Source organism: Streptomyces sp. 1331.2 (assembly GCF_900199205.1).
Classification (GTDB): domain Bacteria; phylum Actinomycetota; class Actinomycetes; order Streptomycetales; family Streptomycetaceae; genus Kitasatospora.
This window is the reverse complement of the sequence record NZ_OBMJ01000001.1, coordinates 7,599,942-7,624,416: the sequence shown is the minus strand read 5'-3', so window position 1 is coordinate 7,624,416 and position 24,475 is coordinate 7,599,942. Positions and strand designations below refer to the sequence as shown.

The 24,475-nt window shown below is 73.6% G+C and carries 29 protein-coding genes and 1 pseudogene; 15 read left to right on the top strand and 15 right to left on the bottom strand.

Annotation, left to right across the window (positions count from 1 at the left end; all coding sequences use genetic code 11):
• Positions 1–692: 692 nt before the first annotated feature.
• The gene (locus CRP52_RS38655) at positions 693–848 is read right to left on the bottom strand and encodes a hypothetical protein (protein ID WP_179853013.1); all 156 of its coding nucleotides are present in this window, start codon (positions 846–848) and stop codon (positions 693–695) included.
• Between the two features lie 34 nt (positions 849–882).
• Here CRP52_RS38655 and CRP52_RS38650 point away from each other — a divergent pair, with 34 nt between their 5' ends.
• The 5 genes from CRP52_RS38650 to CRP52_RS33025 all read left to right on the top strand — a co-directional run bounded on the left by CRP52_RS38650 (position 883) and on the right by CRP52_RS33025 (position 4,571).
• The gene (locus tag CRP52_RS38650) at positions 883–1,314 is read left to right on the top strand and encodes a hypothetical protein (RefSeq protein ID WP_179853012.1); all 432 of its coding nucleotides are present in this window, start codon (positions 883–885) and stop codon (positions 1,312–1,314) included.
• A gap of 362 nt (positions 1,315–1,676) precedes the next feature.
• Entirely contained in the window at positions 1,677–2,321 is a 645-nt protein-coding gene (locus CRP52_RS33040) for a CHAP domain-containing protein (protein WP_097239725.1), read from the top strand.
• Positions 2,322–2,860: 539 nt separating this feature from the next.
• The gene (locus CRP52_RS33035; protein WP_097239724.1) at positions 2,861–3,133 is read left to right on the top strand and encodes a hypothetical protein; all 273 of its coding nucleotides are present in this window, start codon (positions 2,861–2,863) and stop codon (positions 3,131–3,133) included.
• The gene (locus CRP52_RS33030) at positions 3,130–3,501 is read left to right on the top strand and encodes a hypothetical protein (protein WP_097239723.1); all 372 of its coding nucleotides are present in this window, start codon (positions 3,130–3,132) and stop codon (positions 3,499–3,501) included. Before CRP52_RS33035 ends, CRP52_RS33030 begins: the two co-directional genes overlap by 4 nt.
• A gap of 47 nt (positions 3,502–3,548) precedes the next feature.
• Positions 3,549–4,571 carry a helix-turn-helix domain-containing protein gene (locus CRP52_RS33025; RefSeq protein ID WP_257032977.1) on the top strand — a complete coding sequence of 341 codons (1,023 nt, stop codon included), beginning with the start codon at positions 3,549–3,551 and terminating at the stop codon, positions 4,569–4,571.
• 167 nt (positions 4,572–4,738) lie between these two features.
• Here the strand turns inward: CRP52_RS33025 and CRP52_RS33020 are convergent, their stop codons facing one another.
• The 4 genes from CRP52_RS33020 to CRP52_RS33005 form a co-directional block, all read right to left on the bottom strand.
• Complete coding sequence (locus tag CRP52_RS33020; RefSeq protein WP_097239722.1) at positions 4,739–5,710, bottom strand: helix-turn-helix transcriptional regulator; 972 nt, start codon at positions 5,708–5,710, stop codon at positions 4,739–4,741.
• A gap of 510 nt (positions 5,711–6,220) precedes the next feature.
• Positions 6,221–6,790 carry a hypothetical protein gene (locus CRP52_RS33015; protein ID WP_097234510.1) on the bottom strand — a complete coding sequence of 190 codons (570 nt, stop codon included), beginning with the start codon at positions 6,788–6,790 and terminating at the stop codon, positions 6,221–6,223.
• 14 nt (positions 6,791–6,804) lie between these two features.
• Positions 6,805–7,239 (bottom strand): ATP-binding protein, encoded by a 435-nt coding sequence (locus tag CRP52_RS33010; protein WP_179852634.1) that lies wholly within the window; start codon positions 7,237–7,239, stop codon positions 6,805–6,807.
• Between the two features lie 375 nt (positions 7,240–7,614).
• Positions 7,615–8,847, bottom strand: coding sequence for a helix-turn-helix domain-containing protein (locus CRP52_RS33005; protein WP_097234512.1), 1,233 nt, complete (start codon positions 8,845–8,847; stop codon positions 7,615–7,617).
• Positions 8,848–9,197: 350 nt separating this feature from the next.
• Here CRP52_RS33005 and CRP52_RS32995 point away from each other — a divergent pair, with 350 nt between their 5' ends.
• Entirely contained in the window at positions 9,198–9,389 is a 192-nt protein-coding gene (locus tag CRP52_RS32995; protein ID WP_097234514.1) for a DUF397 domain-containing protein, read from the top strand.
• 81 nt (positions 9,390–9,470) lie between these two features.
• Here CRP52_RS32995 and CRP52_RS32990 read toward each other — a convergent pair whose 3' ends face one another.
• The 3 genes from CRP52_RS32990 to CRP52_RS32980 all read right to left on the bottom strand — a co-directional run bounded on the left by CRP52_RS32990 (position 9,471) and on the right by CRP52_RS32980 (position 11,729).
• The gene (locus CRP52_RS32990; protein ID WP_097234515.1) at positions 9,471–9,956 is read right to left on the bottom strand and encodes a hypothetical protein; all 486 of its coding nucleotides are present in this window, start codon (positions 9,954–9,956) and stop codon (positions 9,471–9,473) included.
• A gap of 320 nt (positions 9,957–10,276) precedes the next feature.
• On the bottom strand, positions 10,277–10,714 hold the full coding sequence (locus tag CRP52_RS32985; RefSeq protein ID WP_097234516.1) for an ATP-binding protein: 438 nt from the start codon (positions 10,712–10,714) through the stop codon (positions 10,277–10,279).
• Positions 10,715–10,952: 238 nt separating this feature from the next.
• Complete coding sequence (locus tag CRP52_RS32980) at positions 10,953–11,729, bottom strand: GntR family transcriptional regulator (protein ID WP_097239721.1); 777 nt, start codon at positions 11,727–11,729, stop codon at positions 10,953–10,955.
• Between the two features lie 17 nt (positions 11,730–11,746).
• Between CRP52_RS32980 and CRP52_RS32975 the strand changes: the two genes are divergently transcribed.
• The gene (locus CRP52_RS32975; RefSeq protein ID WP_179853098.1) at positions 11,747–12,208 is read left to right on the top strand and encodes an NUDIX hydrolase; all 462 of its coding nucleotides are present in this window, start codon (positions 11,747–11,749) and stop codon (positions 12,206–12,208) included.
• Between the two features lie 561 nt (positions 12,209–12,769).
• Here CRP52_RS32975 and CRP52_RS32970 read toward each other — a convergent pair.
• The 3 genes from CRP52_RS32970 to CRP52_RS32960 form a co-directional block, all read right to left on the bottom strand.
• Entirely contained in the window at positions 12,770–13,327 is a 558-nt protein-coding gene (locus tag CRP52_RS32970; RefSeq protein ID WP_097239719.1) for a cupin domain-containing protein, read from the bottom strand.
• 162 nt (positions 13,328–13,489) lie between these two features.
• Positions 13,490–13,954 carry a MarR family winged helix-turn-helix transcriptional regulator gene (locus CRP52_RS32965; RefSeq protein ID WP_097234517.1) on the bottom strand — a complete coding sequence of 155 codons (465 nt, stop codon included), beginning with the start codon at positions 13,952–13,954 and terminating at the stop codon, positions 13,490–13,492.
• A 137-nt stretch (positions 13,955–14,091) separates the two neighbouring features.
• Positions 14,092–15,216 (bottom strand): helix-turn-helix domain-containing protein, encoded by a 1,125-nt coding sequence (locus tag CRP52_RS32960; protein ID WP_097239718.1) that lies wholly within the window; start codon positions 15,214–15,216, stop codon positions 14,092–14,094.
• A 136-nt stretch (positions 15,217–15,352) separates the two neighbouring features.
• On the opposite strand from CRP52_RS32960, the gene CRP52_RS38645 reads away from it, so the two are divergent.
• Entirely contained in the window at positions 15,353–15,502 is a 150-nt protein-coding gene (locus CRP52_RS38645; RefSeq protein ID WP_179853011.1) for a hypothetical protein, read from the top strand.
• Positions 15,503–15,595: 93 nt separating this feature from the next.
• On the opposite strand, the pseudogene CRP52_RS39000 reads toward CRP52_RS38645, so the two are convergent.
• Positions 15,596–16,198, bottom strand: a pseudogene (locus tag CRP52_RS39000) (LysR substrate-binding domain-containing protein); the annotation flags it as partial.
• A 47-nt stretch (positions 16,199–16,245) separates the two neighbouring features.
• On the opposite strand from CRP52_RS39000, the gene CRP52_RS40055 reads away from it, so the two are divergent.
• The 4 genes from CRP52_RS40055 to CRP52_RS38640 all read left to right on the top strand — a co-directional run bounded on the left by CRP52_RS40055 (position 16,246) and on the right by CRP52_RS38640 (position 19,320).
• Complete coding sequence (locus CRP52_RS40055) at positions 16,246–16,950, top strand: NAD(P)-binding domain-containing protein (protein WP_257032979.1); 705 nt, start codon at positions 16,246–16,248, stop codon at positions 16,948–16,950.
• A gap of 184 nt (positions 16,951–17,134) precedes the next feature.
• Entirely contained in the window at positions 17,135–17,929 is a 795-nt protein-coding gene (locus CRP52_RS32940) for a BPL-N domain-containing protein (RefSeq protein ID WP_179853010.1), read from the top strand.
• 375 nt (positions 17,930–18,304) lie between these two features.
• On the top strand, positions 18,305–19,078 hold the full coding sequence (locus CRP52_RS32935; protein ID WP_097234521.1) for a MerR family transcriptional regulator: 774 nt from the start codon (positions 18,305–18,307) through the stop codon (positions 19,076–19,078).
• Positions 19,079–19,143: 65 nt separating this feature from the next.
• Positions 19,144–19,320, top strand: coding sequence for a hypothetical protein (locus CRP52_RS38640; RefSeq protein ID WP_179853009.1), 177 nt, complete (start codon positions 19,144–19,146; stop codon positions 19,318–19,320).
• A 68-nt stretch (positions 19,321–19,388) separates the two neighbouring features.
• On the opposite strand, the gene CRP52_RS32930 is transcribed toward CRP52_RS38640, so the two are convergent.
• Both CRP52_RS32930 and CRP52_RS32925 read right to left on the bottom strand, forming a co-directional pair.
• The gene (locus tag CRP52_RS32930) at positions 19,389–19,805 is read right to left on the bottom strand and encodes a VOC family protein (RefSeq protein WP_097234522.1); all 417 of its coding nucleotides are present in this window, start codon (positions 19,803–19,805) and stop codon (positions 19,389–19,391) included.
• Positions 19,806–19,810: 5 nt separating this feature from the next.
• The gene (locus CRP52_RS32925) at positions 19,811–20,191 is read right to left on the bottom strand and encodes a helix-turn-helix transcriptional regulator (RefSeq protein ID WP_218893151.1); all 381 of its coding nucleotides are present in this window, start codon (positions 20,189–20,191) and stop codon (positions 19,811–19,813) included.
• A 524-nt stretch (positions 20,192–20,715) separates the two neighbouring features.
• Between CRP52_RS32925 and CRP52_RS32915 the strand changes: the two genes are divergently transcribed.
• Complete coding sequence (locus CRP52_RS32915; RefSeq protein ID WP_097234525.1) at positions 20,716–21,375, top strand: carbonic anhydrase; 660 nt, start codon at positions 20,716–20,718, stop codon at positions 21,373–21,375.
• A gap of 179 nt (positions 21,376–21,554) precedes the next feature.
• Positions 21,555–22,199 carry a flavin reductase family protein gene (locus CRP52_RS32910; protein ID WP_097234526.1) on the top strand — a complete coding sequence of 215 codons (645 nt, stop codon included), beginning with the start codon at positions 21,555–21,557 and terminating at the stop codon, positions 22,197–22,199.
• A gap of 53 nt (positions 22,200–22,252) precedes the next feature.
• Here CRP52_RS32910 and CRP52_RS32905 read toward each other — a convergent pair whose 3' ends face one another.
• Positions 22,253–22,894 carry a hypothetical protein gene (locus tag CRP52_RS32905; RefSeq protein WP_257032203.1) on the bottom strand — a complete coding sequence of 214 codons (642 nt, stop codon included), beginning with the start codon at positions 22,892–22,894 and terminating at the stop codon, positions 22,253–22,255.
• 793 nt (positions 22,895–23,687) lie between these two features.
• On the opposite strand from CRP52_RS32905, the gene CRP52_RS37445 reads away from it, so the two are divergent.
• Positions 23,688–24,437 (top strand): hypothetical protein, encoded by a 750-nt coding sequence (locus CRP52_RS37445; RefSeq protein WP_143685590.1) that lies wholly within the window; start codon positions 23,688–23,690, stop codon positions 24,435–24,437.
• Positions 24,438–24,475: the final 38 nt, after the last annotated feature.

The following is a 24,475-nucleotide window of genomic DNA, read 5'->3' as shown; positions in this document are numbered from 1 at the left end:
GCCCCCGCCCGTGATCTCGTGAACGCCGTACCAGAAAGGGGCAGTTCAGCGATTTGAAACCGGATTTTGATGCGCCTTTGTGCAGCGTCCTCTTGTAAGCCCTCCGGGCCGGATGTGACGATTTGCAGCAGCGTCACCAGGACCTGCGGTCCGGAACCCGGGGGGCGCTGTTCACTCCAACAATCTCGGGAACATCGGCACGGGCCGTGTTGGCGCATGGGCCCGCCCGGACAGCAGAGACCGCCCGGCCCTGGTGGCCCGAGGCGGTCTCTCTGCGTTCCCGGAGACTGCGCGGCAGGCACCCGGCGCCACGGGCCGGCGGGAACCACCCGGCACACTGCACGGGAAGTCGGCGGGATCGACGTCCTGCGTGGCATGAACGTGAGCATCCGGTTCAGGTGGCGTCATGCGCCTTGCACAGCACGCAAGCTTGACATGTACGCGTCACAGCGTCCGGTTCCCGTCAGGCCGATGGGCGACAGCCGGAAGGCCTTCCGGCGGTGCCGGCGGTCGACGAAAGTAGTGATCGCCGCCAGGGAAGCCCGACAGGGATCGGCCGGACGGCAGCCGAACGGAGCGTCAACCGCGGGGACGCCCCATCGGACCGGCACACCTCTCCCGTCAACGTCAGAAAGGCTCCGTCATGATCCGCACCCGTATCGCCCAGGCCGCCGCGGTCGCCGCCGTCTCGCTCACCGCCCTCCTGATGACCCGGGCGTCTGCGCGGCCACCAGCACCGCGGCCACCAGCACCGCGGCCGTCACCGGCTCCGACAGCCTCGGCTGGGGCGGCGTCACCACCCCCACCACGCCCACCTCCACCGACAGCCTCGGCTGGGGCGGCGTCACCCAGGCCAGCCTCGTTGGGGCAGCTGAGCACGGGATGGACATCGTCTACGCCAGCCTGAAACGCCGGTGGCCCGGTGATGCGGCCGAGGCGATCGGAGCGGCCGAGGCAGCCGCGGCCGTGGACGCCCTCTGGGCGCACGCCGAGCCCGCCGACGGCCTCCAGCACGCCAGCGCACAGCCCGCCGACGACCGGATCGACTTCCTGCTCTACCTGCTCAGCCGCGACTCGTCCGACTCGTCCGGCTCGTCCGGCCTATCGGATTCGTCGGGCTCGCCGGCTCGCCGGGCTCGTCGGGTCGGCCGATCGGGTCGACGCCGTCTGCCGCGCGCACAGCCTGATCGCCCGCAGCCACCGCACATCGCCGATGCTCCTGCGGTGCTACCTGCCCCCGGAGCCGCCGGAGGCCACGGACTGCACCGACCGGTGACCGCCGCGCCGGCTGCACCCGCCGCACGTATCGACTGACCCGCGCCGGAACCCCTGCGCCGACCGCCCCGCTCGCTCTCGCGGCCCGCGCACGCAGGACCGACGACCGCTGCTCCTGCAGGGCAGCCGTCCACTCCCACCCCCGCCCGGATGCCGGGACGCGGTGGCGAATTCCCCTCGGCCGACGCCGACGCCGACGCGCCTCATCCCGCTCCATCCCGGTTCCAACCCGGCTCCACCCCTGCTCCATCCGCTCCATCCGCTCCCTCCGCACGCCCCGGCCTTCCCCGGTCGGCTGTTCCTGCAGGACAGCCGCCGCCGGAGACGGCCCGAGCGCCCGATCGGGCACCCCGCACGCCTCCGTGCACCCGCGCGTACCGACCTCCCGAGGATGATCTGTCATGACCATTACATTCGCCCGTCTGAAGAAGTCCGCCGTCGCCATCGCCGTCGCAGCAACCGCCGTCACGGGCATGACTGCGGTCCCGCCCACGCCGACACCGCCGGCAGCATCGCTGCCGTCCAGAGCCAGATCAACCACGGCCCCGGCAGCGGTTACAGCAACGGCGCCGGGCAGACCAGCTCCGCCAACCTCCAGCCCTGGTGCGCCGACTTCGCCGGGTGGCCTGGGCCAGGGCGGCGGGGTCCAGCACCTGGGCGACCTGACCGACGGGGCCGCCAGCTTCTACGACTACGGCGTCAGGTACGGGACGCTGTCCAGCACCCCGCACCCCGGGGACGCGGTGGTCTACGACTACAACCCGGACCGGGACTGGGCCAGCCACGTCGCGATCGTCACCGCCGTCGGCAACGGCACCATGACCGTGACCGGCGGCAACGAGGGCCACAGCAGGTACCCGAACGGCATCGTCCAGCAGGAGTCCACGCCCAACTACTCGGTGGGCAGCGCCCCGTGGGGCCAGCGGATCAGCGGCTACATCTCCCCGGTCACGACCGGCAGTGGCGGCGGCACCGCCCCGCCGTCCCGGCCAAGGCGATCCGCGGCGACAAGGGCACCGTGCTGGGCACGGACGGGACGTCGATGACGTTCACCCGCTCCGCCGCGGACGGCCACCTCCAGCTCACCTACCTGCCCTCCGGCGGCAAGTGGGCCACCGCCGACCTGACCAACACCGCCGGCACCCCGTCTCCGCCGGCGGCCCCCCGGCCGCCTTCGTCCAGCAGAACGGCACCCTGGGCGCGGTCACCGCGAACGCCGCCAACGGCCACCTCCAGCTCACCTACCGCTCCGCCGGCGGCACCTGGGCCACCACCGACCTGACCGGCTACGTCGGCACTCCCGCCACCGACGGCACCTACAGCGTGATCACCGGCTCCGACGGCACCCTGGCGATCTACAGCCGCAACTACGCCGACGGCCACCCCAGCTCACCTACCTGCCCACCAGCGGCGCCTGGGCCACCACCGACCTCACCGCCTACGCCGGCACCCCGGCCACCGCGGACAAGGCCCCGGCGGCCTTCGCCCTGCAGAAGGCACGATCGGCGCGATCACCACCGACTCCTCCAACGGCCACCTGCGCCTGACCTACCGCGCCCCCAGCGGCACCTGGGCCACCACCGACATGACCGGCTACGTCGGCACTCCCGCCACCGACGGCGCGGTCAGCGCCTTCACCGGCTCCGACGGCACCCTGGCGATCTACAGCCGCAACTCCGCCGACAGCCACCTCCAGCTCACCTACATCGCCAACAACAGCGGCACCTGGACCACCACCGACCTGACCACCTCCGTCGGCACCCGGTCTCGGCCGGCTCCTCGCCCGCCCTGTTCCAGCAGGCCGACGGCACCCTGGGCATCGTCACCGCGAACGCGGCCAACGGCCACCTCCAGATGACCTACCGCCCCAGCAGCGGCGCCTGGAGCACCATCGACCTGACCGGCTACGCCGGCACCCCCGCCACCGACGGCGCCAACCTCAGCGCCGCCTTCAACCCCGACGGCACCCTGGTGCTCTACAGCCGCAACTACGCCGACGGCCACCTGCAGCTGACCTACCACCCCACCAACGGCGCCTGGGCCACCACCGACCTGACCGGGTTCGTCGGCACCCCCCCGAGTAGCCCTCCGTCCACGGACCACCAGGACTCCGACAGCCGGCCCCGACTCGACCGAGTCGGGGCCGCACCCGCATACCCCGACGAATCCCGTCCGATCCCGTCCGATCCCTCCTCCCGCACGCCCGGCCGCCGCGGTACCCGATGATGTCGGTGGGGATGCCCTGCCGACCGGCAGGGGGGAGGGGTGGAAAAGTGACCGCGGGGACGCAGAGCCCGGACCGGAGCGAGTACCGGGCCGGGCCGGACCAGTTCGACCAGTGGCGGGAGCTGGTCGGGCAGACACGGGTGTGCGATGCGACCAGCGCGCACGTCGACACCTTCACCGCACAGGCGCGACGCACCGCCCTGGGACCGGTGGCCCTGCTGGGGACGTCGTTCCCGTCGGCGCGCTTCCGCAGGACCGAGCGCATGATCCGAAGCTCCGACGAGGAGTTCTACCACCTGACGCTGCTGACGGCCGGCGCCAGCGCCCTGAGGCGCGGCAGGGACCAGAAGGAGCTGTTCGGGACCGGAGACCTGCAGCTGATCGACAGCTCGCACCCCTACGACGGGCGGTTCTTCGATGCCGACGGGTCGGTGGCGGTGAGCCGCAGGTCGCCGGCGTGGGCATCGACCTGCCGTGTCGCTGCTGTCGGTGTCCCCGGACCGGCTGCGCGACCTCCTGGGCGGCGGCTTTCCGGACGTGAGGGGACGGGTGCGCTGCTGGCGGAGTTCCTGCTCGGGCTGGAGCGGCAGGCCGCTGTCCTGGGGGCCGACGAGAGGTACCGCCTGGGAACGGTCGCGCTCGACCTGGCAGCCGTGTGGCTGGCCCGGGAGCTCGACGTCGAGACGGCGGTGACGCCCGGCGCAAGGCAACGGGTCCTGGTGGAGAGCGTGCGGTCGTACGTGCGGCGCAACCTCCACGACCCCGGGCTGACACCGCCCGCGATCGCCGCCGCACACTACATCTCCGTCAGCTATCTGAACCGCCTGTTCGCCCGCCAGTCGCAGGGCGACACCGTCGCCGCGTGGATCCGGGCCCAGCGGCTGCGGGGAGCGAACCGTGACCTGGCGGACCCCGTGCAGCGCGCCGTACCGATCCACGCCATCGGTGCCCGCTGGGGCATCCCTCGCGCCTCGGACTTCAGCCGCGCCTTCAAAGCCGCGTACGGGCTCTCACCCCGCGAGCACCGGCAGCAGTCCCTGTCGGAATCCGAATCGGAATCGGAATCGTAGTCGGGATCGGAGTCGGGATCGGGATCAGGGTCGGGGTCGGGGTCGGCGCAGGACTGATGGACCGTGGTCGGTGCCGTCACGGCCCGGCGGGACCGGGGCACGCGGTCGACCGGACGAAGGCCCCGGGCAAGCCCGCACTGCCCGTCAGGACCGAGGACGGGCGCGGTTCAGAGCCAGCCCTTCTGCGCGGCTTTGATACCCGCCTCGAATCGGCTGCCGGCGCCGAGCCGCTCCATGATCGAGGACATCTGGCGGCCGACGGTGCGGGAGGAGATGCCCAGGCGCTGGCCCGCGGCCTCATCGGTCAGACCGGAACCGAGCAGACGCAGGAGCTCACGCTCGGCAGGAGTGAGGCCGCTGCGCGGATCCTCGGGCACTACGGCGCCCAGCGGGACAGCCGTGCTCCAGGCCTGCTCGAAGAAGTCGAGGAGGGCGGTGAGGATGCCGGGCTCGGTGACGTACAGGGCGCCCTTGCGGTGGTCGGCGGGATCGATCGGAACCAGCGCCCGAGCGCGGTCGACGACGACCATGCGCTGGGGAATCGTGGGAGCGGTCCGAACCTCGCCGCCCAGGCCCAGTAACCAGTGGGCGTAGACGGCCACATGGGGCTGCTTGCGGACGGCGTCCTGGTAGAGGGTCCGTATCGTGATGTTGCGCCCGAGCGCATCGGCGTCGGCCGGGCGGCTGGCGTTCAGGTCCTCGGGCTCCTGAACGCCCGGCTGGCTGCTCAGGACCTCGGTGGTGGCGGTGCGGCCCAGCTCTTCGAGGCGGCTGTGGATGGCGTTCATGCCGAGGATCCGTTCACCGTGGGCCGAGGTGTGCTTGGCTCGGTCGGCGACCAGACGAGTGACGGCGACGCGCGAAGCGGCGAGCTTGGCCTGACGGGCTGCCAGTTCGGCTTCCTGCAGAGCGAGCATGCCGGCCAGACCTACCTCGGGGCTCACCGCCCGCATCCGTCCGGGATGCTCGGCGCAGGCCCGGACGAGGGTGAGCCGACTCAACTCGTCGAGGTGGTCGTGAACCTTCGACGGGGGCAGGGCGCAATGGGCGGCTATGTCGTCCAGGCCGTAGCCCGGATGGTCGAGCATGGCCTCGTACACAGCCGTCGCCTCGGCTGTCAGCCCCAGTACCTCCAACACGGACGTCCCCTCCCGACTCCGTCTGCCGGCCGCGTCGCACGCCACGCCCCCGGGTCCCGCTCGCCCCTCGATGCGGGCCGCCGCTCGGCGCGTCCCGTCCGAACGGCACCGGACCGACTCGCAGCCACGGTCCGACACCCGCTTTGCGCAGAGAGCCTGTCAGGGCGCCACCCGATCGTGTTGTCGATGCGGGGACAGTTCCTTGGCCTTGCTGACACTCACCGGCGGGAACCCCATGACGACCGGCCGTGAGAGGGTGTTCTGCGAGTCCTCTCGACGCCGGCCATGATCAAGCCCTACCAGGGCAACCGGCACGCACGTGACCTGTGGAACCGTGCTCGGCCTCGGCCGATGGTGAAAGCCGCCCGACCCGAACCGGGTCTCTCGCAGGTGGCGTGGCGGCCGGCGCCGGTGGACGCAATCGACTGATCGGACTCCCCCGGCACCAACACCCGACCCTTGTACAGGAAGTCGGCGAGGTCGACTTCCTGTGCAGGGGTGGGGTGTTGGTCAGGGGCGGGCGGCCTGGGCTTCTTGGGTGGCGTGGGTGCGGCAGCGGTGGAGGGCGTACTTGAGGCGGGTGTCGGGGTTGGGGGTGGTGGTGAGGAGTTCACCGGCCTGGATGAGGGTGGTCCAGTACAGGGTGGGGTCGCCGGTGCGGGGCATGGGGCGGGCGGCGGTGAGGGAGAGGTAGGCGGTGATCAGGTTTCCGGTGGTGAACCAGCGGTGGAGGCCGTGCTGGTGGCCGGGGCGGATGCCGCCCATGGCGCCGACGGCGACCAGGAAGAGGTCGACGACGGCGAGTTCGGTGGGGGTGAGCGGCTTGGGGACGTCGAAGACACCGAGGGCTTCGAGGAGTTCGCCGGTGTCGGCCTCGGAGTTCGGGCGGGGGCTGGCGAGCAGGGCGTCGTAGCAGTCGTCCAGGCGGCGGGCGGTTTCGGCGGCGGGGATGCCGAGGGCGGTGCAGACGGCGCGGGCGCAGCGCAGGGGCGCGCGGGTGCGGCGGGCGAGGGCGGCGTAGGCCTGGGCGGGGGTGGCGGCGGTGTCGAGGAGGTGTTTGGCGGTGAGGGCGATGCGCATCGGGGTGGGTGCTTTCAGGCGGCGTGGGCGGTTGCGGGGTGGCTGGGGGCGATGAGGGCCCAGACGAACTTGCCGATGCCGCCGGCGCGCGGGCAGCAGCCCCAGCGTTCGGCGAGCTCGTTGACGAGGACCAGGCCGCGCCCGTGCTCGTCGTCCGGCTCGGCGGAACCGACGGCGGGGCGGCCGCTGCCGGCGTCGTGGACCTCCAGCCGCAGGCGGGAGTTGAGGACGGAGAAGCGGACCTCGATCAGGCGGTCGTCGGGGGCGTCGCTGTGCTGGACGGCGTTGGCGAACAGCTCGCCGAGCAGGAGTTCGGCAACGTCGCGGTAGCGGTCGCCGGCCGGCAGGGCGGCGAGGTAGGCCCGGAGCAAGTACCGGGCGAGCGGCGTGGATTCGGTCCGCGAGTCCAGGCGGGCGGCGAACGTGCGGGGGCGGCAGGTTACGAGCATGGCGAAGTAACCCCAATGGGAAATCGTGTGCGAATAGGAGGCATCGGCGGGGCTGCGCATGTTCGGCGCAGCACCGTCCATTGACCGGACGCTACGGCTCGGGTGCGGGACGAAGGGTGGAGCCGTCTTTCGGGGCTACCCACTCGCCCTCGCAGCCTGCCCCCCGGGCGCAGGTGATAGCCGTGGACGCCCTCTGCGGGCACGTCCACGACGACACCGACCCTGTCGGTGGCGGTGTCGTGGGCGAGGTCGCTGAGGCGAGGCGCCCACGAAGGCGCGGCATGATGCGAGTCCCCGCGGCGGTGCGTCGTCCGTTCACGAGCACCGACAGTAAGGGTGCGACTACAGCTGAATATGAATCAGCGGAATACAGCCCTATCCGTCCAGGTGGAAGCGGTCGGACATGTGGCGCAGCTTCTCGCGGGTAGCCGAGCGCTCGGCGTAGACGATCTTCCGTAGGGTGGCGCGGGCGATCGGGTGGTTGCGCACGAGTTGCGGGGCGATCTTCTCCGCCGCTTCCAGGGCTTGGAGCGCCTTGTCCCGGTTGCCGTCCCACAGCCAGGCGCGGGCAAGGTCCATCTGGTGGTGGCCGCGCCTGGAGCCGGGGAGGGCGGCAATCTTCTGCGGGTCGGCGCGTTCGTTGAGGACGAGCGCCTTGGCGTGGTCGCCCATCTCCAACTGGACGGACACGGCGTGGATCTGGACGTTGCCGCTGGAGAAGGTCAGCGAGTGCCGGTCGAAAGGCGGCTCGGATCGGCCGCTGTCCATCAACTCGGCTGCGGCATGGGCGTGTTGGATGCGGTCCTCGACCTCCAGCCGGCGGCCGGCGCGTGCGGCCGACACGGCGGCCCGCAGGTGGAGGGTTCCCCAGGCCCGCACGGCCAGTGGGTCGTTGGCGCGGTACTGGTCCTCAACGCGCCGAAGTGCCTTGTCGGACAGTGTCAGGGCGTCGTCCCAGTCCGCGGTGGCCCACATGTCCCACACCCGCATCCAGTCCGCGACGGCCTCCGTCACCGGGTCGCCGGACAGCCGGGCCGACCACGCGGCCCGCTCGCAGGCCATGGCGATCAGTTCGGGGTGGCCGAGTGCGTGCGCGGCGGTGTGCGCGAACTTGCACTCGATCGTGTAGATCGCGAAGGCCTCCTCGCGCTCGTGGCCGGTGGACACCTCGGCCAGTGCGCGTGCTTCGCGGAGCATGTCCGGAAGTACCTTCAGGATGGCCACGTTGGCGGCCGCGTCCCGCAGCCGGTGCAGACGCTCGGTCTCTCGCCAGAGCTCCGCGGACGTTCGGGGGCTGCCGTCGAAGACGGGCGTGAGGTCGTACCGGCGCAGCTCCCGCAGGATGGCAGCCGCCGAGACCTGCCACTGGTTCTCCGACGCCTTGCCCGCGACGAACGGGCGTTCTATGAGATCGTTGGGGTGGCAGTGGAGGGCTGCCGCGATCTGGTTGATGACGCCTGCCCGGTCGAGCTCGATCGCGCCCTTCTCGACCTTCGACACCCAGCCCTGGGTCCTGCCGATCGCGGCGGCCAGGTCAGCCTGGGTCATGCCCAGCCTGAGCCGCGCCCGCCGTACCCGCTTGCCGATCGACTCCCGCTCTTCCAGCACAGCAGTCCTCCCGCGCTCACGCCCGCCCGCCTGCTCGCTGCGTGAACCTGCGGTGCTACCAGGACGCTACCGTGTCCCGGCCGGGCGCGCCGGAAGGGTGAGCGCGGTTGCCGAACGGCCCGGGCGGCGGGGGCCGTTCGGTGACGTCTGACGCGCCTTGTGAACTGTTCAAGACCCACTGCCGGCAGGACGGTTGATGGGGTCTTCTTGTTGCTTGCCTTGCGGGCGTTGGCCGGGCCAGGGGCCGCCGGTGGGCCGGTCCTCGTTTTCCCTGCCTCTGCCTGGGAAGCCTTCGTCGCGGCCGTCCGCAGGGGCGACCTGCCGGCGTAAGGACATTTCAGGAGTTGGCGATGACGAACTGGCGGAAGAGCTCCTACAGCGCTCAGCAGGGGCAGTGCGTCGAGGCGGCGATCGGGTCCTCCGGTCAGGTACCGGTCCGTGACTCCAAGGACCCCGACGGGCCGGTGCTTGCCTTCCCCGTCTCCTCGTGGGGCACGTTCATCGCCGCGGTGCGGGCGGGCGAGTTCCCGGCCGAGGGCTGAGCCGGGCTCCGAGCGGCACGGGGGCGGGGCACCACCCGGTGCCCCGCCCTCTGTGCTTCGCCCGGCCTGGGCGACCCGAGGTCAGCTCTTCCACACGCCCCAGGAGACGTCGGCGTTGTTGCCGGTGCCGCCCTCGCGGGTGGTGCGGAAGGCGCCGAGGTCGGTGCCGGCCTCGTCGTAACTGTTGGAGCCCGCATACGGGTTGGCCCAGTGCAGCACCACGGTCCGGCCGTTGCGCCAGCCCTCCTCGCAGTCGTACGCCCGGTACGTCACCGTGCCCTCGGTGCCGGTGAGGAAGCCGTTGCTCTCCGACGCGAAGACCGCTCCCCAGCCGTTGCCCACCGTCGGTGACGGTTCCATGCCCGGCGACCAGATGCCGTGGGCCAGCGAGTAGTCGGTGCGCTGCAGCGTGCAGCCGCTCCCGTTGGTCAGGTGGACCGTGGTGCTCCGGGCGGCCTGGACGGTGGCCGGGGCGGGCGCGGCGGCCTGGGCGGTGCCGGTGGCGATGGTGCCGAGGCCGATGGCGGTCACCGCGGCCAGCGCCGCGAGGCGTGCGGGGGTGCGCATGGTCTCCCTCGATTCCGTGTGTCCTGGGTGGGCGGCACGGGCCTTGTCCCGGGCCGCGACGAGGAACGATGCGCCGCACCAGCCGACAAACGATGGACGACGCGGCCGCGCGGCGTCGTCCATCGTTTGTTGACTGCCGTGGGGTGGCGGCGGGCGGTTTCGGCGGCGGGGATGCCGAGGGCGGTGCAGACGGCGCGGGCGCAGCGCAGGGGTGCGCGGGTGCGGCGGGCGAGGGCGGCGTAGGCCTGGGCGAGGGTGGCGCCGGTGTCCAGGAGGTGTTTGGCGGTGAGGACGAGGCGCATCGGGGGCGGTCCTCCTGTTCAGACCGCGACGGCGGCGATGAAGGGGTGGCTGGGGGCGACGAGGGCCCAGACGAACTTGCCGATGCCACCGGCACGCGGGCAGCAGCCCCAGCGTTCGGCGAGCTCGCTGACGAGGAACAGGCCGCGCCCGTGCTCGTCGTCCGGCGTGGCGGAACCGACGCAGGGGCGGCCGCTGCCGGCGTCGTGGACCTCCAGCCGCAGGCTGGAGTTGGCCACGGCGAAGCGGACCTCGATCAGGCGGTCGGCGGGGGCGTCGCAGTGCTGGACGGCGTTGGCGAACAGCTCGCCGAGCAGGAGTTCGGCGACGTCGCCGTAGCGGTCGCCGGCCGGCAGGGCGGCGAGGTAGGCCCGGAGCAAGTACCGGGCGAGCGGCGTGGATTCGGTCCGCGAGTCCAGGCGGGCGGCGAACGTGCGGGGGCGGCAGGTTACGAGCATGGCGAAGTACCCGGGGAAAGTCAGGTGCGGATGAAGAGACTTGTCGCGCCACTTGTTCCTGCTGCGGCGCCATCCAGTGGTCGCGCGCTACGACACAACCATTTCCTCTAGATGAGATGCCTCCATGCACATGCACTTATGTACATGAGCAGTGGGCGGAAGAGTGCCTGACTCCTGTACATAAGTCAACCCGCCGCGAGAAGGATCTCGCGGCGGGTTGCGGGTAGTTGATTGCCGGTCAGTCGTGCGCGGGGAAGCGGTAGTCGAGAACGAACTGGTCGGCGGCCATGATGGTGTCGCACACCTCCACTACGCGGCCACCCGTGGCAATGGCATCGCGAACGAGGTGGATCACTGGCGCACCGGGGCTCAGGGCGAGCGCTTTGGTCTCGGGCTTGGTCGCGAGCCGGGCTCGCACGGACTCGGTGAACTCGGCGAGGGAGTGTCCGTGTTCTTCGAGGCGGGCGTAGATGCCGCCGCCGGGGTTCTCGGCGAAGACTTCCGGGATGTCCTTGACGACATCCCACGGCAGGTATGACGTGGCCTCCTCGGTGGGTACCCCGTCGCGGAAGTACCGGCGCTTGCGGGCCAGTACCTGGGTGCCGGCTGGAAGACCCAGACGATCGGCGATCTCGGGAGGTGCTGCTGTGGGGCCCACGAACAGCACGGTCACGGACGGGATGCCGCCGGAGATCTCCGCCTCCGCGAGGTACGCGGCCTTGCCGGCTTCGCGATGGGTGCGGCGGAATCGGTCCGTGGACTTCCGCTGTACTGGTGGGCGGGAACGGACGAACGAGCCTCGACCGTGGTGCGTCTCGACGAGCTGAGCCGTTCGGAGTTCGGCGACAGCCTTGCGAACTGTGCCGGATGCGACCCCGTACCGCTGCATGAGCTCGGCCTCGCTCGGCACGACCGCACCGGGAGGGAGAGCGCCCGACTTGATCTGCGCGGCAAGGTCAGCCGCGATCTGCAGGTACTTCGCTGTGGCCGACGAGGCCACCTCGCCGTTCGCCATAGTCCTTCAGGGCTCCTATCCTCCTGCACATGAGTAACAGCGCCGGGAAGATCCAGTCAACGCCGCTCCACTCGGTGTCCGTCGCGGGGGTGGTGGTGCGCGAGGACGGCCGGGTGCTGGTGATTCGTCGGGCTGACAACGGAGCTTGGGAACCGCCGGGCGGGGTCCTGGAGCTGGCGGAGTCCGTTGAGGACGGCGTGCGTCGCGAGGTCTACGAGGAGACCGGGGTCAAGGTCGGCGTCGAGCGGCTGACCGGCGTCTACAAGAACATGAGCCGGGGGATCGTCGCCCTCGTCTTCCGCTGCCGACCGGAGAGCGAGGCGATGCGGCTCTCGGAAGAGTCGGTCGAGGTCGGTTGGCTCACACCGGCCGAGGTGTCCGAACGTATGGCCGAGGTCTATGCCGTGCGCGTCCTGGACGCGCTTCGGGGCGACAGCGCACCAAGTGTCCGGACCCATGACGGTCGACACCTGCTGTGACAAGGCGAAGGCCCCCATCGTGTGATGGGGGCCTTCGATGTCGCTCAGGCGATGGCGGTCTCGGGGGTCGGGGCTCGGGCGTCGATGACAGCCGCTCCCGTTGGCCAGGTGGACCGTGGTGCTCCGGGCGGCCTGGACGGTGGCCGGGGCCGCCAGGAACGATGCGCCGCACCGGCCGACAAACGATGGACGACGCGGCCGGGCCGCGTCGTCCATCGTTGGTTGACTGCCGTGGGGTGGCGGGGCCGGCACCCGGCCGGATGCCCGCCGACTCCCCGGGACACCGGCTGCTGCGACCACGGACGGTGACGTCCCGGGGCGCGGTGCGCAGCCGGGTGCGGCCGTCGGCGAAGGTCCGCCGGCGGCCGCGGGTCGGCCGCTCAGCCGCTCAGCACTGGGGGCGGCGGCCGTGGTTGGCCCCGCGCCTGGCCCGGGCCTTCTTCTTGCGGCGGCGCTTCGACGACATGGCCACTCCTCTCGCAACCGGGGCACCCCCGGTCTTCCACCGTTCCACACCCGGCCCGGCCCGGCCCGTCGAGCGCCCGGGGCCGGTAGGGCCGCTCAGGTGCGGGCGGCCAGGGCGGCGCGCCAGGCGGGGCTGTCGACGTAGTGGTTGTCGAAGCGCTCGCCGGAGGCGGCGATCGCCCCGGGTTCGGTCTCGCCGCGCATGACGCTGCCGAGCAGGCGCAGGTAGTCGAAGCGGTCCATGCCGGGGGTGAACACGAACAGCACGTCGGCCTCGGCGCCCGGCGCGGCGGCGAAGGCGTGCGGGGTGTGCGGGGGCACGGCGAGGAAGTCGCCCGCGCCCAGGACGGTGGTCTCCTCGCCGACCAGCACCTCCAGCGAGCCGCTGATCACGAAGAACAGCTCCCAGGCCCGGGTGTGGAAGTGCGAGGGGGCGCCGGCGGCGCCGCGGGCGAACGTGGAGCGGTAGACGGTGAAGCCGCCCTGGCCGGGGTCCGTCTCGGCGAGCAGGGTCATGGTGGAGCTGGGGTCGGCGCAGGTCTCGGCCTCGGCGCAGCGGGTCAGGACCGGGGCGGCGGCGCAGGCCTGGGCGGAGGTGGCGGGAGCGGGGGCCTGGGCGGGGGCGGCGGGAGCGGGGTTCTTCGTCGTCGTCATGTGATCAACCTACGGCCGGAAAGGCCCATGATCAGGTGGCAATCGGTGACCGTTTCCATGGGTCAATTCCCCCCAGTGCCCCGACGCCCCCGCTCCTCGCGCCTCAGCTCTCCCGCCCCCGCTCCCCCGCTCCCCTGTGTCCCCGCTCCCCCGTCCGGCGCCTCAGTCGGGCAGGTTCCCGTTGCCGCCCATGTTGGCCACCATGCGGCGCAGCACGTTGATGGTGGTGACGAAGTCGTCGGGGTCGATGCCTTCGTGGGCGCGTTCGTGGATGCGCAGGTTGCGGTCGCGGGCGCGCAGGCGTGCGGCTTCGCCGGCCTCGGTCAGGGTGAAGGCGCCGTCGGCGTCCTCGGTGAGCCAGCCGCGGGCGATCAGGTCGTCGTAGACGGTGTCGAAGGCGGTGTCCTGGTCGTCGTAGGGGGTGAGGCGCTGGGTGAGGGCCGTGCGGGTCCAGCCGCCGGGGCGGCCGGCCGCGTGGTTGAGCGTCCACCAGTGCGGCTGGGTCAGGCCTTCCACGGCGAGTTGCTCGCGCAGGGCGCCCACCACGCGGCGGTAGGTCTGCCCGCTCCAGGCGCCGATGGGCTGGGCGGCGATGACCTCCGGCGCGTACGTGTTGATCGTCGTCATGTCCTGTTCTCCTTCTGCCGGTCCGGTCCGGCCGCTGATCGCCTGGATGCGATCGACCGTAGGATCTCAAGCCGCCTTGAGGTCAAGGCCGCTCACGCCGGTCGGGCCGGCGCCGGACCCCGGTCCCGCCCGTCCGTTCAGACGCCCAGTGCGTTCCTGAGGTCCATCGCCCACATGCCTTCGCTGGTCTGCGGGACCGTCCGTCCCTCCTTGAGCATGGCCCGGCGAAGAGCGCTGTCCAGCTCCGAACTCCCGTGCTCCACACAGGCCTTGTGAAGCCTGACGAGGTGCTCGACGGGCGCGAAGGAGGCCACCGCCGTCAGCAGGGCCGAGCGCGCCTTTGCCTCCCCGCTCTCCCGGGAGAGGAAGTGGAAGAGGTCGACGGGCTTGCGCAGCCGGGCAAGCGCACGCTCGACGCTGGTGCTGTCGTACACCCGGCGCATCGCCTCGAACTCCTCGACGAGACGCATGACGTCCCGGACGGCGTAGCCCAGCACGGTCTGTTCGATGAGTCGTTCGGCTGCTTCGTCCTCGTCGGCGTCGCGCAGGTGGACGACCGCCGCGCAGATCCCCGCCAGGCCCCCCGGGCCGCCGCCCTCCCACACGGCCAGTTCGACATCCGTGGCGCACGAGAGCTGGTCGAGGGTTTCGACGGCCCGCTCCCGCAGCCTGAGCGCGGCCCTGGCCTGCCGGATCTGCTCTTCGAGCCGGGCTATGCGCTCAAGCGCGGCGTCCCGTTCCTCGGTCAGCATGCGGGCCTCCTCACGGCCGCGGGAGACCAGGTCCTCCAGGGCCTGCTCCGCGTCCTGGCGCCGGACGCGCTCGTCCTGGAGTTCCTGCTTGAGGTCGGCCAACTCCTGGACGGCCCGGGCGCGGTGGCGGTAGAGGTCCTCGCGGGCGGTGGCGAGCTCGAACTCGCGGGCCTGCAGCGGGCTCCGCTCGCACGCCGCCGCGTACATCAGCGCCCGGGTCTGCGCGACCTCCTGCGGCGAGACCTCCCCGCCCTCGCACGCGGCCGCCAGCCGGTGCAGCCGTTGCGCGATCTCGCGGCGGGGCACCTCCCGGCCGTTGAGGAACTTCGACAGCCGGGTCCGGTCGACGCGGATCCCGTCCCCGCTCAGCCGCTCGGCCAACTCCTGCGAGGACAGGCCGATCCGCTCCCGCAGCTCCCGCAGGCGCTCCGCGCAGCGCCGCTCCGGCTCCGACAGCCGTTCGTCCAGCGGGGCCAGCCCCCGCCGTACGGGCATCTGCTCCCGCGTCACGCACGCCCTCCTCGGTGTTGCACGGCCGGCATGGTGCGTCCGTTCGCCGCAAGTCGAGGTTGCGGCCTGCCGCAACTGCCGTGCAGGCCATTGTGCTGGGGGACGTACCGAGTTGTCCCGATCCCCGGAGATCCACGTGAGCCGACAGCAGCGTTCCGCCCGCCCGTTCCTGGAGTTGCGTGTGGGCGGGCTGCGCCTGACCCTGCAGTCCCGGCCCCGCCGCCTGCTCCTGCTGCTGGGCCCCGCGCTCAGCACCCTGGCCGGCGTCCTCGCCCTGCGCCGGTAGGAGCGGCCCCCGCCCGCTCCCCCTGCGGCCTCTCCCGGCAGGGCGGCCCCCGCCCGCTCCCCCTGCGGCCTCTCCCGGCAGGGCTGTGAACGCCTCCACCGCCGGCGCCGCACGCCGGCCCTTCCTCGTCGCCGTGTGGACGTGGCGGACAGGGGTGCCGCCGGGGCGCAGGGGGGTGAGGGCAATGTCGGGGCGGGCGGCGCGGGCGGCACGGGCGGCACGGGCGGCGCGGGCGGCGCGGGCGGCGAGGAAGGGGATCAGGGTGAGGCCCAACCCGGCGGCGACCAGGCCGAGTTCGGCGCTCCAGGCGGCGGCCGTGTCCTCGATGCGGGGCTGGAAGCCGCTGCGCAGGCAGGCCGCGAGGAGGGTGGCCTCGGCCTGGCGGTGGGCCGGCGGCAGGAAGGCCGGCACCGGGTCCTGCGGCAGCGGGTGCAGGGCGAACTTCTCGCTGTCGTAGGCGGCTTGCGCGTAGCAGGCGACGACCGCGAGGTCGATCGCGCCGTCGTCGAGCAGGTCCAGCAGGTGGGCCGAGAGGCCTTCGGTGAGGCTGATCGCGACCTGCGGGTGTGCGGTGCGGAAGGCGGCGGGGACGAGGGCGGCGTTGGCGCTGTCGAAGGCGCCCACCCGCAGGCACCCGGCGGTGAGTTCGGTGAGCGCGGCCAGGTCGCTGCGGGTGGCGCCGAGGCGTTCCGGCATCGCCTCGGCGTGCGGAAGCAGGGTGCGGCCGTGTCCGGTCAGGCGCACTGCGCGGGCCAGGCAGTCGAACAGCGCGGTACCCGACTCGCCTTCCCGGGTGGCGACCTGCCGGGAGATCGCGGACCGGGGGAACCGCTCCCCCGGCCGCGCCGACGGCCTCACCCGGGCCGCCCTCACCGTCACCCCCACCACCGGGGCCGCTCCCGGGGCCGCTCCCGGGGCCGCTCTCGGGGCCGCTCTCGGGGCCGGGGGCGTCACCGAGGCCGCCACGCCCGGCGGTTCGCCCCGGAGCCGGCGCCGGGCACCCGTGGATCGACATGTCCTCGATCGGCCCGCGGGCCGTCGCCGGGCTGCGGGCACAACGTCCGTACGGCGTCGCCCTGGTGGATGCGCCGGTGATCGGCAGTGCGGGACCGGCGGCCACCGGCGACCTGATGGTCCCCGCGGGCGGCAAGGACGCCGACCCGGACCGCGCGCAGCCCGTCCTGGAGCAGCGGGGCAGGGTGCGGCGCTGCGGCGCTGCGGCGGACAGGGTGCGGCGCTGCGGCGGGCCGGGGGCGGGGGCGGCGTGGAAGCTGGTGGTGGTGATCGGCGCGATCGTCGCCTCGGTGACGGTGGCCGGTGAAGTGCTGGCGATGGCCGGGGAGTTGGGCGCTTTGCAGGAGCCGGCCCGCGAGGTGCGGCCGGCGGATGCGCCGATCGCCGAGCAGGACCTGCCGGCGGTGGCGGGCTGCCTGCCCGGGAACCGGTAACTGCCCTGCCTGCCCGCACCGTTGGCAGCCGGACCGGTCGTCAACGCGGGCGCGGCGGACCCACCCGATCGTGGCCCGGGTTCGCGGCGGGCCGCGGGCGGGACGTAGCGTCGTCGCGGCAGGCGGTTCGCGGCCCCGGGGAGGAGTGGCGCGGGTGCGGGGTGGGCGGGTGCGGGGTGGTCGGGTGCGGGCTGCGCTGGCGGTGGTGCTGGCGGTGGTGGCGGCGGGCTGCGGGGGCTCCCCCGGCGGGGACGGGCAGGCGCAGCCGGCGGACGGCCGGCCGCTGGCGCTGGTGTACCGGGGGCCGGCAGCCTGCGAGGGCTGTCCGGAGGCGGCGCGCACGATGCTGGAGCACGGCGGGTTCGCGGTGCGCTACGTGGGGCCGCGGGAGCGGCTGCGGTTCGGCCCGTCCGCGCTGGCGGGCGTGGCGCTGTACGTGCAGCCCGGTGGCAGCAACGGGCAGGAGGTGAGCACCGCGTGGGAGCTGCTGGGGCGCGAGAGCGGCTTCTCCCCGGAGCTGGTGCGGGCCTATGTGCGCGGCGGCGGGCGGTACCTGGGGCTGTGCATGGGCGGTTACCTGGCCGGCGACCCGGGCTTCGACCTGCTGCCGGGCGACTCCGGGCAGTACGCGCGCTCGCCGGGCGCGAGCGTGAGCGACGAGCGGGACCGGCTGGTCGACGTGCTGTGGCGCGGGCGCCCGCAGCGGATGTACTTCCAGGACGGGCCGTACTTCGACGTCGACGGCCCCGGCACCCAGGTCCTCGCCCGCTACCCGGGCGGGCGCCCGGCCGTGGTCGTCGCCCCGTACGGTGCCGGGCGGGTGGCGGTCAGCGGCCCGCACCCGGAGGCCCCGGGCGACTGGTACCGCGACTACGGCCTGCCCGACGAGTCCGAGGCCGGCCTCGCCCTGGGCGAGGACCTGCTGCGCACCCTGACGGGCGACACCGCGCCCGGCGCGGCGCCGGCCCCCTCCCCCTGAGCCCGCACGGCCGCACGGCCGGACGGCCGGAACGGGCGTGCCGCAACGGGCGGGCCGGAACGGGCGTGCGGAACGGGCGTGCCGCACCGGGCGGGCGCCGGCGACCCGGCCGCCGGGGGCGTTGTCCGTCAGGAACCAGCCGTCGAGGTCGCGGGCGAGCGCGGGGTCGTGGACGGTGGACCGGTCGTGGCAGCCGCCGAACGGGCGGCAGTGGCCCTGTTCGGGGCCGAACGCCGGGGCGGCGCACGGCGCAGTGCAGCCCGTCGGCGCCGACGGCCGGGGCGAAGCGGCGGGCGGGGGTTCTCGCATCGGGAGGTCCGGGCCTGAGGCACCCGGGCTTGCACCTGACGCGACGTGAGGAGGGATGCTCGTGCCATGCCCACCGAACAGACCTGGAAGGTCGGCCCGCTCGCCGAGGCCTGCGGCCTGACCGTACGCACCCTGCACCACTGGGACCGGATCGGCCTGCTCAGCCCCTCCCGGCGCACCGCCTCCGGCCACCGCGCCTACACCGAACAGGACGTCGTGCGCCTCTACCAGGTCCTCGCCCTGCGCCGCCTGGGCCTGGGCCTGGAGACCATCGCCACCTGCCTCGACGCCGGCATCGACCCCGTGCGGCTGGTGGGCGAGCACCTGGCCGCCACCGAGGCCTCCCTCACCGCCCTGCAGGCCCTGCACGAACGCCTCGCCCACCTGCACGGCGAACTCACCGCCTCACGCACCCCCGACACCGCCGACCTGCTGCGCCTGGTCCGGGCCACCGGCGCCACCGGATCCACCGGCCCCGCAGCCCAGGAGGCCCTGCGCCGCCACCTCGACGACGACCAGCTGCACGCCCTCGCCGACCACGCCGCCGCCCTCGGCCCCGCCGCCCACTACCTGCTGGAGGTCGAATGGCCCCAGCTCTACCGGCGCGCCGAAGCCCTGCGCACCGCCGGCACCGCCCCCACCGACCCCCGGGTGCGGCGCATCGCCGAACGCCTCGACGAACTCGCCCGCCTCTTCAGCGGCGGCGACACCACCCTGTCGAGCGCCGTGCGCACCGCCTGGCGCGAGGACCCCGCCGCGATGTCCGGCGACCCCCATGCCCCCGCCGACGCCTGGGCCGCGCTGCGCACCTTCCTCGACCGGGCCCGCCAGGCCTCATGACCGCCACCGGCCCGCACACCGGCCCGCCCGAAGACCCGCCCGCCGCGATGCCCGCAGGAGCACCGATGATGCTCCGTCACCCGCACCCGCACCCGGGCGCAGGCCTGGCCACCGTCTGGCCCGTCCTCGCCCCGGCGATCCTGGCCGCGGGGGCCGGGCTCCTGCCGTGGTCGGTGCTTGCCGCCCTCACGGTGGCCCAGGTCCTGCTGGCCTGCCTGCGCACCCACCGGCCGGGCCCCTGACCACTGATCGCCCGCCGGCTGCCCCGGCCCGGCCCCACGGGGGTGGACCGGACCGGGGCGGTGGGCGGTCAGGCCGTGCGGGGCTGGTTGAAGCGCAGCATGTTGCCCGCCGGGTCGCGGAAGGCGCAGTCGCGCACGCCGTAGGGCTGGTCCATGGGTTCCTGGAGGACTTCGGCGCCGGCCGCGCGCAGGCGTTCGAAGGTGGCGTCGCAGTCGTCGGTACGGAAGATGACGCCGCGCAGCAGGCCCTTGGCGAGGAGTTCGGCGGCGGCCCGGCGGTCGTCCTCGGAGGCGTTGGGGTCGGCCAGCGGCGGCTCCAGCACGATCTCGACACCGGGCTGGTCGGGCGAGCCGACGGTGACCCAGCGCATGCCCTCGAAGCCGACGTCGTTGCGCACCTCGAAGCCGAGGACGTCGCGGTAGAAGGCGAGGGCCCGGTCGTGGTCGTCGACGGCGATGAAGCACTGCGCGAGTTCGATGCTCATGGGGCTCACGCTACGGGAGGGATCCCGCCGCTGGCTTGCGGGCGGCGCACCGGGCGGGTGCGGATCTTGGCGATGCAGGCGGGGATCGCGGCGCCGTCCTCGTGGTCGCGGGCCCGGTAGGCGCTGGGGCTCTCGCCGACGAGTTCGGCGAAGCGGGTGCTGAAGGAGCCCAGCGAGGTGCAGCCGACCGCCAGGCAGACCTCGGTGACGCTCAGGTCCCCGCGCCGCAGCAGCGCCTTGGCCCGCTCGATCCGGCGGGTCATCAGGTAGCTGTACGGGGTCTCGCCGTAGGCGGCGCGGAAGCTGCGGGAGAAGTGGCCGGGCGACATCAGCGCGGTGCGGGCGAGTGCCGGCACGTCGAGGGGCTGCGCGTAGTCGCGGTCCATCCGGTCGCGGGCCCGGCGCAGCCGCACGAGGTCGGCGACGGGCACCCGAACCGGGCGGGGCTCGGAGGTGGGGCGGGGCTCGGAGGCCAGGCGGGGCTCGGAGGCCGGGCGGGGCCCGGAGGCCGGGCGGGGCTCGGAGGCCGGGCGGGGCCCGGAGGCCGGGCGGGGCCCGGAGGCCGGGCGGGGCCCGGAGGCCGGGCGGGGCCCGGAGGTGGGGCGGGGCTCGGAGGCCGGGCGGGGCTCGGGGGTGGACACGCCTGCCACCGTACCCACCGGCGGTGACAGACGGGCCTCCCCGTCCGGCGCGGCCCGCCTGCGCCCGCCCCACCGCGCCGACCACCCCGGGGGACGGCCCGGGGGACGGCCCGGCCGGCCGGGCGCAGGGGACAGCAGGGCACCGGGCGTCCTGGCCCTGCGCAGCCCGGTGGCAACCCGCCCGCGGCCGACCGGCACCGACCGGCACCGCCCGGCCCCCGCCCGGCCCCCGGCTGCGGGCCCGACCTGGGACGATCTAGGGTGCTGGCATGATCCCCACACCGATATCCGTCTCCACGGCGGCTTCCGATCCCGATCCGATATCCGACCCCGGCGAGGCGCTGCGGGTGCTGCTGGAGGGCAATGCCCGGTTCGTCGCGGGCAACCCTGAGCATCCCAATCAGGACGCCGGGCGCCGGGCCGCGCTCGCGCCGGCGCAGCGGCCGTTCGCGGTGCTGTTCGGCTGTTCGGACTCCCGCCTGGCCGCCGAGATCATCTTCGACCAGGGGCTGGGCGACCTGTTCGTGGTGCGTACCGCCGGGCACGTGACGGGTGCGGAGGCGCTGGGCAGCATCGAGTACGGGGTGAGCGTGCTGGGCTGTGCGCTGGTGGTGGTGCTGGGGCACGACTCCTGTGGTGCGGTGGCGGCGGCGCTGGACTCGCTGGAGCAGGGGCGGATGCCGGGCGGCTTCGTGCGGGACGTGGTGGAGCGGGTGACGCCGAGCGTGCTGTCCGCGAAGGCGGCGGGCATCGAGGACCGGGACGCGATCGTGGACGAGCACATCCGTCAGACGGTGGACCTGCTGGTGGAGCGTTCCCAGGCGCTGGCGGCGAAGGTCGCCCAGGGCACGGTGGCGGTGGTGGGCCTGTCCTACCGGCTGCGTGACGGCCAGGCCCGTCAGGTCGCCGCCCGGGGACCGGTGGGCTGACAGGCCGGCCGGTCCGTCAGCGGCGGAGCGGCGGGTGGCGGGGTGGCGGGCGGCGGGCGGCGGGTGGCGGGTGGCGGGAACTGGATGTCCGATCCCCGCCAGCGCCGCCGGGCGGGCGGGGGCAGAGTCGGTGGCCGACGACAGTCCCCTCCCCCGACCCCCCAAGGACGGCAGTTCCCGTGCACAAGGTGACCGACCTCAAGGTCCTGTACTTCGGCACCCCGGTGGTGCTGATCGGCTCGCGCAACGAGGACGGCAGCGCCAACCTCGCGCCGATGTCCTCGGCGTGGTGGCTGGGGCAGTCCTGCGTGCTGGGGCTGGGCAACAGTTCCCAGACCTCGGCCAACCTGCGGCGCGAGGGCGAGTGCGTGCTGAACCTGCCCTCCTCGGCGCAGGTGGACGCCGTGGACGCACTGGCGCTGCTGACCGCCAACCCGCGCATCGCCGAGTACCGGCTGCGCCAGGGCTACCGCCACGAGCGGGGCAAGTTCGCCGCGGCCGGGCTGACCGAGGTGGCGGGCGAGCTGGTGCGGGCACCGCGGGCGGCCGAGTGCCCGGTGCAGCTGGAGTGCCGGCTGGAGGCGGCGACGCCGATGGCGGGCAACGAGGGCTGTACGGCCTTCGAGGTCACGGTCGTGCGCGCGCACGTCGAGGAGAGCCTGATCGTGCCGGGTACCGGCCACTACGTGGACCCGCTCGGCTGGGACCCGCTGATCATGAAGTTCTGCGAGTTCTTCGGCGGCGGGCGGCGCCTGGCCCCCTCACGGCTGGCCCAGGGCTGGCGGATGCCCGGGCGGATGCCCGCGCCGGCCGGCACCCGGTGACAGCCGGCACCCGGTGACGGCCGGCCACCGGCCGCCTGCGCCCGAAGGGGCGGTCAGGGTGCGACGCTCTGCCCGCAGGAGTCGCACACCCGGGTGGCCGGCAGTTCCAGGAAGCAGTTCGGGCAGATCGCCGGCGGCCGCGGCGCAGCGGCCGCAGCCGAGACGGAGGCGGCGGCGTGCGCGGAGGTGCGGGTGGTGGTGGCGGCCGTCTTGCGCTGCAGTGCGGCGCGCAGGCGCGGGGCGAGGGCGGGGGTGCCGCCGTCGGCGGGCAGGTCGGCGCCGAAGTGCCGGTAGCAGGCCAGGCGGGCGGCGGCGGCGTGCTGTTCGCGGTCCATCTCCTGCGCGAGCGGCGGCTGTCCGGCCACCGCCAGCACCTCCTGGTAGCCGGCGCCGACCTTGCCGTCCGCCGCGTGGACCACCAGGGCCGTCAGCGGCGGGTCGCCGCGCCGGTGGGCTTCGAGGACCACCAGGGACAGGACCTTGCCGATCCAGTGCCGCTGGTTGACCCGGGTACGCACCCCGGAGGCCTCCTGGACCGCCTCGGCCAGGTCCGCGGAAGTGATCACCGCGTGGTAGCGGCGTGCCACCTCCACCAGAGCGGGGTAGGCCGCCCTGGTCCACACGATCTGTGCCTGGGAGGCGCTGACGGCCGCACCGTCCGACACCCGCCAGTAGCTGCGCTGCTGCTCCGTCATCCGCCCGCCCTGTCCGCCTCGTCCCAAGGCCCTGCCCAGAGCGAGGCTACCCGGCACCGGGACCACACGGACGGCCGGGGCCCTGCCGGAGCCCTGGCGGGGGCCTGCCGGGAGGTGCCGGTGGCCTGCCGGTGGCCTGCCGGGAGGTGCGGGGGCTTGACTTCAAGTCCTGTTGAAGTTGTCGAATGGCGGGCGACCGCACCCGTACGGGCACGTCCGCGGTCGATGCCCCCGCCCGTACGGAACCCGGACCCGGGGCCGGGGCCGCCGTCTTTCGATCGTGCCGTCGGCGGCCCCGGCCCCCGGCCTTGTCCGGCACCCCGGGCGCCGAAGGGACGGCCGGCGGTCGCCGGCAAAAGCGCTCGCCCAGGGATGGGCGCGGCGCGGGCATGATCGGCCGGCGGGGTCTTCCAATGCTGCCGGCCGCCGTCGAGCGCGGCGACGACACCACGGTCTTCGACGTACTGGAGGACGCGCGCGGGTTCACCAACGAGGACGGCACCGCGCTGCCGGCGCCCGCCGCGTACGCCGGGCGCCCGGAGGCCGCCCGGGGAGTTCGTCGTGCGCTGGGACGTCGACCCGACCCGCCCCTGGGCCACCGGGAACGGCGCCTACCGGACCCTGGACGCGCCGATGCCCCCCCTGCGCGACCCGCCGGACGCCGACAGCCCGCACCGGCGCGCGCTGCGCATGGCCCGGGCCGGGGCCGGGGCGGTGCGGGCTGTCGGCGTTGTGGGCGGTCATCACCGCTGTGGAGGCAAGGCCCGGCATCCACCACCCGCCGGACGAGCTGATGGCCCGCGCCCTGGTCCACGCCGACCCCGGCCACGACGACTGGCACGAGTCGCTGTGCCGGATCGCCTTCGCGCAGAGCCAGGAGATGTTCGACTGGGCCCACGCGGCCGCCGAAGACGCCCTCGACGACAGCAGCGACGACGGCAGCGACGGCAGCGACAGCGACGGCAGCGGCAGCGACAGCGGCAGCGACAGCAGCGACAGCGACAGCGACAGCGACAGCGACAGCGACAGCAGCGGCAACGACGACAAGCGGCAGCAGCGGCAACGGCAACGGCAACGGCAACGACGACGACGGCGACGGCGACAAGCGGCAGCAGCGGCAGCGGCGACGGCGACGGCGGCGGCGGGGCGCTGGGCCGTAGGCGCTTCGCGCTCGACGCGATCGACTTCCTGGGGTACGGCTTCAACCCCGAGGTCGAGGGCGAACCGCCGTACGCCCGGGAGGCAGAGCGTTCCTGCGCCCGCTGCTGGCACCGAACGCGACCCGTACGCCCTGCGAGCCGCCGTCGTCTCCGCCTTCACCGGCTACCGGGATCGTCGGCAGTGTTCCGCCGTTCACGGCGGTGGTGAAGCCGACTTTCCCGCGTCAGCGGGTCAGAAAGAGCCGATTCGCCGTCACGGCGCAACGGCGTCAGGTACGGCCGACGGGTCAGGTACCGCCGGACGGGCGGGAACGCAACCCTCGGGTTCGAAAGGCCTGTGGAGACCAGGTAAGACCGGCGCAAGCGTCGGCACAGGTCGGTGAAGCAGGAAGCCACGGTCGTGCCGCACTCTGCGGCACGG

Bases quoted from the DNA above. Each gene is read 5' to 3' on its own strand.
- CRP52_RS32995 (WP_097234514.1), top strand. From the start codon at position 9,198: ATGACGAACTGGCGGAAGAGCTCCTACAGCGCTCAGCAGGGGCAGTGC.
- CRP52_RS32980 (WP_097239721.1), bottom strand. From the start codon at position 11,729: ATGGCGAACGGCGAGGTGGCCTCGTCGGCCACAGCGAAGTACCTGCAG.
- CRP52_RS32930 (WP_097234522.1), bottom strand. From the start codon at position 19,805: ATGAGCATCGAACTCGCGCAGTGCTTCATCGCCGTCGACGACCACGAC.
- CRP52_RS32935 (WP_097234521.1), top strand. From the start codon at position 18,305: ATGCCCACCGAACAGACCTGGAAGGTCGGCCCGCTCGCCGAGGCCTGC.
- CRP52_RS32970 (WP_097239719.1), bottom strand. From the start codon at position 13,327: ATGACGACGACGAAGAACCCCGCTCCCGCCGCCCCCGCCCAGGCCCCC.
- CRP52_RS32990 (WP_097234515.1), bottom strand. From the start codon at position 9,956: ATGCGCACCCCCGCACGCCTCGCGGCGCTGGCCGCGGTGACCGCCATC.
- CRP52_RS37445 (WP_143685590.1), top strand. From the start codon at position 23,688: ATGGCCCGCGCCCTGGTCCACGCCGACCCCGGCCACGACGACTGGCAC.
- CRP52_RS32915 (WP_097234525.1), top strand. From the start codon at position 20,716: ATGATCCCCACACCGATATCCGTCTCCACGGCGGCTTCCGATCCCGAT.
- CRP52_RS38640 (WP_179853009.1), top strand. From the start codon at position 19,144: ATGATGCTCCGTCACCCGCACCCGCACCCGGGCGCAGGCCTGGCCACC.
- CRP52_RS32905 (WP_257032203.1), bottom strand. From the start codon at position 22,894: ATGACGGAGCAGCAGCGCAGCTACTGGCGGGTGTCGGACGGTGCGGCC.
- CRP52_RS33040 (WP_097239725.1), top strand. From the start codon at position 1,677: ATGACCATTACATTCGCCCGTCTGAAGAAGTCCGCCGTCGCCATCGCC.
- CRP52_RS33030 (WP_097239723.1), top strand. From the start codon at position 3,130: ATGACCTACCGCCCCAGCAGCGGCGCCTGGAGCACCATCGACCTGACC.
- CRP52_RS33010 (WP_179852634.1), bottom strand. From the start codon at position 7,239: ATGCTCGTAACCTGCCGCCCCCGCACGTTCGCCGCCCGCCTGGACTCG.
- CRP52_RS32985 (WP_097234516.1), bottom strand. From the start codon at position 10,714: ATGCTCGTAACCTGCCGCCCCCGCACGTTCGCCGCCCGCCTGGACTCG.
- CRP52_RS32925 (WP_218893151.1), bottom strand. From the start codon at position 20,191: ATGGACCGCGACTACGCGCAGCCCCTCGACGTGCCGGCACTCGCCCGC.
- CRP52_RS33035 (WP_097239724.1), top strand. From the start codon at position 2,861: ATGACCGGCTACGTCGGCACTCCCGCCACCGACGGCGCGGTCAGCGCC.
- CRP52_RS38650 (WP_179853012.1), top strand. From the start codon at position 883: ATGGACATCGTCTACGCCAGCCTGAAACGCCGGTGGCCCGGTGATGCG.
- CRP52_RS33015 (WP_097234510.1), bottom strand. From the start codon at position 6,790: ATGCGCATCGCCCTCACCGCCAAACACCTCCTCGACACCGCCGCCACC.
- CRP52_RS32965 (WP_097234517.1), bottom strand. From the start codon at position 13,954: ATGACGACGATCAACACGTACGCGCCGGAGGTCATCGCCGCCCAGCCC.